General features: G+C 61.5%; 3 protein-coding genes. All 3 read left to right on the plus strand.

Translation table 11 applies throughout. From position 1 onward, the window contains the following. The first annotated feature begins 356 nt into the window (after window positions 1-356). The gene (locus tag ACVOK8_RS19000; RefSeq protein ID WP_481568174.1) at window positions 357-2,504 is read left to right on the plus strand and encodes a S46 family peptidase; all 2,148 of its coding nucleotides are present in this window, start codon (window positions 357-359) and stop codon (window positions 2,502-2,504) included. Window positions 2,505-2,648: 144 nt separating this feature from the next. Beyond that, window positions 2,649-3,383 carry a winged helix-turn-helix domain-containing protein gene (locus tag ACVOK8_RS19005; protein ID WP_481568175.1) on the plus strand — a complete coding sequence of 245 codons (735 nt, stop codon included), beginning with the start codon at window positions 2,649-2,651 and terminating at the stop codon, window positions 3,381-3,383. Between the two features lie 332 nt (window positions 3,384-3,715). After that, on the plus strand, window positions 3,716-6,283 hold a 2,568-nt coding region (locus tag ACVOK8_RS19010), incomplete at its 3' end, for a hypothetical protein (RefSeq protein WP_481568176.1).

Consider the following 6,283-nt stretch of genomic DNA (forward strand, 5'->3'; position numbering starts at 1 on the left):
CCCCCCCCCTTCTCCCCGGCCCCCCGGGTTTTAAAAATATTTTTTTACCCCCCCCTGGTTTGGGGGTGGGTTTTTTTGGCGGGGGGGGCCCCCGGCTAAGCCACCAATCCATTCGCAACCCATAGCGCATTGCCCTGACCGAAGATCTGCTTCGTTGCAAAGTCACCGCTCCATCCGCAGCCAACAGCGCATGTGCTGCGCCGAAGATCAGCGCTGTCGCGAGTTCATGCAGCACTGGCTTCGCGGCCGACGCCGCTCCTACAAGCGTTGGCGATAGCAGTGTGACTGCTGGCGGTTGCTGCTCCGAGCGGGGGCCGCTACTGTCCACGCCTGTTCTGTAATCCGCTGGAGTTCCGATGACGCGCAAACCACTTACCGCCGCGCTGGCGCTGGGCATGAGCCTGGTTGCCACCGCCGCCCACGCCAATGAAGGCATGTGGATGCCCACCCAGCTGCCGGAGCTGGCCAGGACGCTCAAGGAAGCCGGCTTCAAGGGTGACCCGAAGCAGTTGGCCGACGTCACCGCGCCGCCGTTGAGCGCGGTGGTGCGTGTCGGTGGTGGTACCGGTTCGTTCGTCTCCGACGAGGGCTTGTTGCTGACCAATCACCACGTGGCCTATGGCGTCATCCAGTACAACGCCAGCAAGGAGCACAACTTCATCGATGAGGGCTTCATCGCCCAGGGCCGCGACGATGAGCGCGCTGCCAATCCCGATTACCGGGTGCTGGTGACCGTGGGTTTCGACAAGGTCACCGACGAGGTGCTCAAGGACGCCCGTGGCAAGACCGGCCGCGGCTACTACGACGCGGTGGAAAGCGCGCGCAAGCGCATCGTCGCCGACTGCGAAGCCGAAGGCGGCGTGCGCTGCTCGGTGGCCAACATGTATTACGGCAGCGACTTCTATCGCATCCGCCAGTTGGAGCTGACCGACATCCGTCTGGTCTATGCGCCGCCGCGTGCGATCGGCAATTACGGCGACGAAATCGACAACTTCATGTGGCCGCGTCACACCGGCGATTTCACCCTGCTGCGTGCCTACGTCGGCAAGGATGGCAAGCCGGCGCCGTATAGCAAGGACAACGTGCCTTATCACCCACCGGCACACCTGAAAATGTCGCTGGATGGTCCGAAGGAAGGCGATTACGCGATGCTGGCCGGTTACCCGGGCACCACCTATCGCCTGCGCACCGCCGACGAGTTCGCCAGCCAGATCGATACCGTGCTGCCGCGCCGTGTCGAGGTGTTCCAGCAGTTGATCGACGTCATCGAAGCGCAGGGCAAGAGCAATGCCGATGCACGCACGCGCTATGCCTCGCAACTGCAGTCGCTGAAGAACAATCGCAAGCGTGCCGCCGGCGAATTGGAAGGCCTGCTGCGCAGCGACGCCAAGAGCCAGCGTGCACAGGACGAGCAGGCGATGCTGGCCAGCGCCGATGGCAAGTACAAGGCCGATATCGACGCGCTGTTCGCGTCCTTGGCTGAAGACCGTGCGGTCGGCAGCAGCGAGTTCCTGGTAACGCTGATGTCCAGCCAGACCCAGCTGCTGCGTTCGGCGCTGCTGCTGGAGCGCCTGCGGGTGGAATCGCTCAAACCCGATGCCGAGCGCGAGGCGGGTTACCAGCAGCGCGACCAGGCCTTGATCGAAGGCGTGCTCAAGCAGGTGCAGCGTCGCTACGACCCGGCCGTTGAAAAAGCACTGCTTACTGCACTGCTGACTCGCTACCAGCAGTTGCCGGATGCGCAGCGCGATTCGCATTACGACAACCTGTTCGGACGCACGCCGGCTGAGTTGGCAAGGCATCTGGACGAGCTGTACGCACAGACCAAGCTGGGTGATGAAGCACAGCGTCTGTCTCGCTTCGAGGCCGCACGCAACGGTGGCTTCATTGCAGCCGATCCGCTGGTGTCAGTGGCGGCGGCACTGGTGATGGCTCAGCTCAACGCCGAGCGCGAGAGCAAGGAACGCGCAGGCGAGCAGCTGCGCCTGCGCCCGTCCTATATGCAGGCCTTGTTTGCTTGGCGCGCGAGCCAGGGCAGGGCGGTTTACCCGGACGCCAACAGCACCCTGCGTATCAGCTACGGCAAAGTCGAGGCGCTGCACCCGCGCGATGCGGTCAGCTACGCGCCGGTGACCACAGTGGCGGGCATCGTGGAAAAGAACACCAACACCGTGCCGTTTGACGCACCGAAGCCGCTGCTGGCGGCGATCGCGAAAGGCGACTTCGGCAGCACCGCTGATCCAGCGCTGAAGACGCAGACAGTCAACTTCCTGACCAATCTGGATACCACCGGCGGCAACTCCGGTTCACCGGTGCTCAACGCCAAGGGCGAGTTGATTGGCCTGAACTTCGATTCCAATTGGGAATCTGTCAGCGCCAGTTGGTGGTTCGATCCGCGTTACAAGCGTGCCGTGCACGTGGACATGCGCTACCTGCGCTGGCTGTTGGCGAAGGTATACCCAGCTCCCGCATTGCTGCAGGAAATGGGCGTTCCCGCCGAATAAAGCTACTGAATGGGCGTCGCGGAAGTGGCGCCCATTCCATTCATAAAACGGTGTGTACCCCATTTCAGCGATAACTGACATTACGCTAGGCTAAAATCCCAGTTATAGGTGGACTGTCTACTGACCGTCCGACAGGGAGAGTGTGTGGCATCGGATCTGAACTATGCGCGCGTGGGCGCAGCCAATCCCACGGCCTTGGCGCCACTGCGTATCTGGATTGTCGGCAACCTGGAGCTCTTGCAACCTCTGTTGCCCTATGGCGCCCAGATCCAGGCCCTGGACAGCGTCGAAGCGCTGTACCGCGAGTTGGTGATCGTTCCCTGCGACATCGTGGTCATCGATACCACCCGGGTCCGCACCGGCATGGTCGAGACGGTCGAGCACCTGCGCCGTCGTGAGGATCTGGGGGTGGTCCTGTTGGTCGACCCGCATACCCCGCAGCTGATTGCTGACGGCCTGTGGGCCGGGGCTGATGCCTGCCTGCCGCACCGGCCGGAGCCGGAATTCCTTGCTGCCAAGCTGTACAGCCTTCGCCGGCGTTTGCCCGGTGAGGCAGCACAGCTCGTGGAAGCCGGCGGGGGCGGCAATAGCCCCTGCTGGGCGTTGGAATCCGATGGTTGGGACCTGCGTGGGCCCAATGCGCAGGTGCTGGCGCTGACCGAGGCCGAACGTGCATTTCTCACTTTGATTTTCTCATCTCCGGGCGAGACGGTCGCCCGCGAGCGCTTGATTGCCGCCCTAACCGACCAGCCCTGGAGCTTTGATCCGCACCGGATTGAAGTGCTTGTGCACCGTTTGCGTAACCGTGTGCAGTCGGCCACCGGCTGTACCCTCCCGGTTCGCGCAGTTCGGGGTGCCGGCTACCGTCTTACGGCCTAGGTCACACTTTTTCATTCAGCCTATATTCATTAAATTGAAAGCGTGCTAGTTCTCTTTCATACGCGCCCGTATGTGTAATTCCTTTGTGAAATCAAAGTGATAGCGGTTTAATGCTCGCGTCTGGAAGGCCGCCGAGTAAGCAAGTGAGAGTTTCCGTCACAAAGCGGAACTGAATAGCCGTGGATGCGCCGTAAGAATCCGCGCCAACACGAGCACCGACCGGTGCTGGATTGGCGGTTCGTTTTTGGGGCGAACCGTCTGACGAACATGAATTCTCCCGGGCTGCCAATGACTGGCGGCTCGCGCGCGCAGGTTTTGCAGAGGCTTCCCCGTTGAACAACCAAATCGAGCAATCCGTTTCCCGCCATTCTGCCAATCCATTGGCCTGGCTCAAGGTTTCGATGTTCTCCCGGCGGGTGCCGAGGCCCGCCTCATGGTTGCTCAATCCGGCCAGGTTGTTCGCCTCGATGGTGGTGGCGTTGTCAGCGCTTCTGCTGTTGGGCTTTGGCGCTGATGCGCAGGCGGCCAACAAGTGCGCAATGGCCGACCCGAACTCCAAGGGTGCCCATGTCTCGGAGATTTGCTGGCTCCAGCTCAATGGTGTGAGTTTCACGACGAATGGCTCAACACCGCTGACGTTTGACCTGCCTGATGGCTCAACCATGCAGGTCAATGTGGTCGTCTCCGGTAGCTCCGGTGGTGGCTTGGCCGCAGCCCAGTCACCAAGCTGGAGCGGCTCCCAGTTCAGTGGTACGACTGGCTACTACACCATCTATACGCCAAACCAGGCGGTGCTTTACACCCCGGGTAACTCCGCCAATAGCACCAGTGTAAAACTGGAGAACATCCGTCTTTCTACGCCGACCGGTACCCCAGTCGATCACGCTTATGAAGTGATCATGGCTGACGGTGAATCCAGCAACGAAAACGAAAGCCTCGACTTTGGCGTGCAATCCGGTGGTAGCCCACTGACGCTTCTGGAGTGGCTGGGTGCATCGACTGCCAATAACCTGACGATTCAGAGTCACGCGGGCAGCACCACCGCCTGTGGTGGTTTTGGAGCCATCGATTGCCGTCGATTGCTCGGGAAAGCAGGTACTGCAAATGCTGCGGTGTTCACGACAACGCGCGTGCCCGGGCCAACCCCGTTCACCGTGGTGGGCCAGGTTCACACCAGCGGTACCAACAAACAGGGCTTCGCATTCGGCCTGCGCTGGGGCGGTGTGAAGCTGCGCAAAGAGATTGTGGGTCTGGTCAGCCCCAGTGATAGTTTTATTTACGAGACGATCAACATCAAGGGCACGCGGATGGACTCCGCGACCACGGCGGCCGCTGCCAGTGGCCTGCAGAAATATGTCACCGCGCAGGCGGTGATGCCAGGCAATACCATCACGCTGAAGGAATCGATGGCGGGTGGCCCGTCCACGTTGGCGCAGTACGACAAGACCATCAGTTGCACCAACAGCAATACCAGTAGCAATACGGTACTGCCAAGTGGCAGCTACAACCCGGCTTCGCCACCTGGAATTGACCTGAAGAACAAGGGCGACAATGTAAGCTGTACGATCACCAATACGCCTCGCATCGTTGATCTGAAGATCACCAAGAGCGCGCCTCCTACAGTAAATGCGGGGGCGTCGTTCAATTACGTACTGAAGATCGAGAACATCGGCACGCATCCCGCGACTGCCCCGACGTATACCGATACCTTGCCCTTGGGGTTTGCCAACCTCGCCGCCGACGCGGTGACCTGCAATGTCGTGCTCGGCGCCGCAGTGTGCGGTAGCAATCATGTCGCGAGCGGAACCACGGTGTCGGGCTCAATTGCGAGCCTGCCGCCTAACTCTGCGGTCGAAGTTGTCATCAAAGCGACTGCCCCGGCGATCAAGACGTCACTGACCAATACCGCGAGCGTCGCCTGGGCGACCACCGATACAACAGTTGCCGAGCCCACGACGAGGCTGGCGAACAATACTTCCAGCGCCACGACCAGGATACTGTCGCCGGTGCTGACGTTGGCCAAGGCCGCCTCGTCCGCAAGTTTCACCGAGGGAGTAGAGGCCAGCTATACCCTGGTGGTGACCAATACCGGCGATCTGGCCACGGCCGGTCCGATCGAAGTCGTCGACCAGCTACCCGTCGGGTTGACCGCCGGTGCCATGCCTGCCGGCTGCATGATCGCGGGCCGTGTGGTGACCTGTTCTTTCAGCGGCGTGCTGGCGATCAACGGGTCTCAGCAATGGACCATTCCGGTAACCGCTGATGCCAGCGTGATCGGGAGCTCGGTAGACAATACCGCGTCCGTATCTGGCGGTGGCAGCAGCTGTAGCAGTGCCGCCCCCTGTAACAGCAACACTGTCACGACCCCGGTCGTCGGCGCGCCGAAGCTGGCCATCGCCAAGAGCCACGTCGGGGACTTCATCCCAGGCGTTGACGGCGTCTATACGCTGACCGTGAGCAATAGCGGAACGGCTGCGACAAGTGGCGCTGTCACGGTAGTCGACACGCTTCCTTCCGGTCTCAGCTATGTGTCGGGGACCGGCGCAGGCTGGGCATGCAGCGCGTCAGGTTCGACGGTGAGCTGCACCCGGGCAATTGCTATTGCAAGCGGTAGCTCGGCCCCAAGCATCACGCTCACCGTGGCGGTCGCACTGAGCACGGCAGATTCGGTAACCAACACCGCCAGCGTTGGCGGTGGTGGCGATAGCGCATGTCCTGCTGCGGCGCGCTGCACCACCACCGACATCACCAAGATCAACAACACCGCCAGCTTCACCGTGGTCAAGCACGCGGCCGTGGCCGACAGCAATGGCAACACCGTGCTCGGTGATGCCGGTGACGTGATCACCTACACCTTTACGGCCAGCAACACCGGTACGGTGGACCTGACCGGTGTGGTG

The sequence above is a fragment of the Stenotrophomonas sp. STEN083 genome (assembly GCF_056759195.1).

Coding starts and splice junctions, on each gene's coding strand:
- ACVOK8_RS19000 (WP_481568174.1), top strand. CDS start 357: ATGACGCGCAAACCACTTACCGCCGCGCTGGCGCTGGGCATGAGCCTG.